Here is a 3106-nt window from a genome sequence, read left to right on the forward strand (position 1 = left end):
GAAATACGTTTCATCTGTCACTCCATGCCCTCAGATTGATTTTTCAGAGGGGGTGACAACTATGCTGACACTGAGGGATATTCCCCGGCGAGGAGCGATTCTCTGCCAGAAGCTGAAGACGATTTGGACAGGGAGCCAATGGTCAATGACGACAGAAAATTCGTTCCCGGACGCTGCCAGATAAATAAAGAAACGAAACGATAACACCATTAATCCCTTAAGCCGAAGGTCCCTGTTATAGTTTTTTCTTCTTTAATATCCTTCATATCATGACGGGCATCTCTTTTCAGTCAAATTACAATCCGGTTAATATTGCATCAGTTACCCCCTGACGCTGACAAGGAAAAGCAAATGGATCGTCAATACAACAATGGACTGACCGCAGAACAACGGCTTTCAGCCACAGTGCAATCCCTGTTTACGGCGGAAGCACCGGCCACAATCACTGAGGCAGCGCGTGTGCTTATCGCTGGCCCGCAGGCATATTGCTGCCCGCATGCGGTTAAGACGGTTTACCCGGCCGGCAATTGTCCGGATAACGGCGATAAGTTTATCAGCCCCCTGTGCAACAGGCCGCGGATTGTCGGTCGCTGGAGAGCATCGATACCGGAGAATTGCCTGCCACCCTGTAAGGTGGCGTAATGGGAAACCGTTCGAACTGTTATGGCCGGGGAACCGCACTGGAGGGTGATAAAACCACCACCGGTGCTGTGTGTATCGCCTCCATGTCCAATGATACTGAACACGGACGCAGGGTGGTTCGTGTCGGGGACAAAACCACCCCCTGTCCTGTATGCGGTGAGGCAGGGGTTATCGTCTCCGGTGAACCCCGTGATACCAATCATGGAAAAATAGCAGCGGTGGATGGTTCAGTTGTGCGCTGTGGCTGCCCGTCAGGGTCTAACCGGATTATCGCGCCGGCAGGACAATGGGTTGGCAGGGGCCCGGACCCTTCTGTTGCAGCCCTTGCGGCACTGGTTGCTGAACGTCAGGCCGCAGCAGAAGAAAGAACTAAACAACTGGCTGAAGAACGTGACCGCAATCGTGTGTTTGCCAAATCTTGCCTGCGGGGTGAAGGTTGTAATGATGCCGGGGAAGAGCAGGAACCCCATACTCATTTTGCGGCGATGGCATTTTATCAGGCCGTTCCCCCTGCTGATCCAGCTTCCGATACTGATGTTCCCCAACATGCTCAGACCGCCAGGAAAAACAAACCTGCTGAAGATATTCCACAGCCGAAAAAGCGAAGCGCCCTGTATAAATGGTGGTTCGGTAATTATGAAGAAGTGGAATACCAGCGGGCAACAGCCGCAGCGACAAGTGCTGCTAATGTTCAGACGGCTGTTGAAGGAGCCAGTGTTCTTACCCTGATTGGTGGAAATGCCATTACATCAGGAACGTGGGCGGTAAAACTGGGTGAGTTAGCACGCGGAGTTGGAAGAATAGCGGCCAGCGGCCCCGGTGCTCCCATCGCGGCAGTCGTGTTGGGAATGATGCCCGGCAGACTCAATGACGGTGAACAGGACTTTATTGACCGGATACGTCTGGAACAGATGCGTGAAGCACCGACGCGTGTGCGTTATACGTGGGAACAGGATGATAAAGGCAATCCTGTTCCTCATGGCTGGCATACGCCACCGGGTAAAGACAGGGTGCGTGTGCGCAAAATGGAGTGGGACAGCAGCCGGAAAGCGTATACATTCACCACAGAGGAAGATCCGCGCATCACCATCATCTGGACGCCCGACAGTTCAGGTGTCAATGCGCCTTCAGATACAGGCAACCGGCACCCGGTAAGGATACCTAACCCGGTAGTAGTTGATCCGCTGCCGGAAAATATCCGCATTGAGGCGACAACCACTCAGGCACCGGAGGAGAAGAATTTTGCGGATTATATTCTTATTCTGCCAGTGTCGGATATTCCGCCGATTTATGTATATCTTAGTCAGGGATGTTCAGGTATTCCTGATAAAGATCATGATTATCATCCAGCCCCGGAAACGAGCGAAATTGGTATTCCAGGTCTCAGACAGGCCAAGAAAAAAACACCTAAACAAGGTGGGGGTGGACTTAGAGAGCGCTGGGTTGATGCTAAAGGTAGGAGGATTTACGAATGGGATTCTCAGCACGGTGAGCTTGAGGAATACAGGGCAAGCGATGGTGAGCATTTAGGGTCTGTAGATTATAAAACAGGTAAGCAGTTAAAACCTGCAGTTAAAGGCCGAAATATTAAAAGATACCTTTGAGGTGAAAGATGGGACTGAAATTAACATTAGAATGGTTTGATAAAACAGATGAGATTTTGATCAATAAAGAGACCTCTGCAGATTTAGGTCAGGATGGGAGTCTAATCAAAAAATTTAATTTACCATTTGATGGAAGAATATATGACGGCGGATTCGATGTATTAAGTTCGTGGAAGAACGATTTACAACCATTATTTTCACACCACATTGATTTCGATAAATATGACTACCAGCTGGTATTTAAACGAGATATATAAAATAATATAGGTTTTCTATTAAAATCCGCGGACCCAACAAGAAAGGTGGAAAAATGACGATAGCGTATACTATTGATGTATATAGTAAAGTGGATGAGACGTTGCTTCTTGAAATTGAAATCCCAGAGAATAAACTGTCAGATGTAGCTGAAATTATGGGATGGAGTTAAGAGGATAAAAAGGAATTTTCATTAGGAATTGGTGTTTATAATATTAATGAAAGCCAAGCGATTAAATTAGAGAACTTACTATGTAAAAAATTCTATTCCTCTGATAACTCTCTACAGATTTCAGGCGGCAGTGTCTAATACATTACAAATATCTCTGAAGCAGCACGAAATACCTTGGGAGGGATTACCGCTGATGATTGCAGGTCGTGAAGGAGAAGAGATGCCGGAGGCGTTCCTGCCACCCTGTAAGGTGGCGTAATGGGAAACCGTTCGAACTGTTATGGCCGGGGAACCCCTCAGTGTCAGCATAGTTGTCACCCCCTCTGAAAAATCAATCTGAGGGCATGGAGTGACAGATGAAACGTATTTCACCGGAACGTAAGGCTGCAACACTGGCAAAACTGTTACCGCCTTACAATATGACTGTGGCAGC

Annotated in this window: 3 protein-coding genes; all 3 read left to right on the forward strand. The window is 48.1% G+C overall.

The annotated features are described in order from the left end of the window. The first annotated feature begins 351 nt into the window (after positions 1 to 351). Genes JK211_RS16570 through JK211_RS16580 form a run of 3 tightly spaced genes read left to right on the forward strand, consistent with a single transcriptional unit; the run spans position 352 to position 2503 of the window. On the forward strand, positions 352 to 642 hold the full coding sequence (locus JK211_RS16570; RefSeq protein WP_212709719.1) for a hypothetical protein: 291 nt from the start codon (positions 352 to 354) through the stop codon (positions 640 to 642). Next, a complete protein-coding gene (locus JK211_RS16575; protein WP_212709720.1) occupies positions 642 to 2246 on the forward strand; it encodes a colicin E3/pyocin S6 family cytotoxin in 1605 nt (534 codons plus the stop codon). The genes JK211_RS16570 and JK211_RS16575 overlap by 1 nt, the downstream gene beginning before the upstream one ends. A gap of 8 nt (positions 2247 to 2254) precedes the next feature. Continuing rightward, the gene (locus JK211_RS16580; RefSeq protein ID WP_212709721.1) at positions 2255 to 2503 is read left to right on the forward strand and encodes a colicin E3-like toxin immunity protein; all 249 of its coding nucleotides are present in this window, start codon (positions 2255 to 2257) and stop codon (positions 2501 to 2503) included. The last annotated feature ends 603 nt before the right edge of the window (positions 2504 to 3106 follow it).

Source organism: Tatumella sp. JGM130 (genome assembly GCF_018257525.1).
GTDB lineage: Bacteria > Pseudomonadota > Gammaproteobacteria > Enterobacterales > Enterobacteriaceae > Tatumella > Tatumella punctata.

Excerpts from the sequence above, each read along its gene's own strand:
- JK211_RS16570 (WP_212709719.1), top strand. The coding sequence starts at position 352 with ATGGATCGTCAATACAACAATGGACTGACCGCAGAACAACGGCTTTCA.
- JK211_RS16575 (WP_212709720.1), top strand. The coding sequence starts at position 642 with ATGGGAAACCGTTCGAACTGTTATGGCCGGGGAACCGCACTGGAGGGT.
- JK211_RS16580 (WP_212709721.1), top strand. The coding sequence starts at position 2,255 with ATGGGACTGAAATTAACATTAGAATGGTTTGATAAAACAGATGAGATT.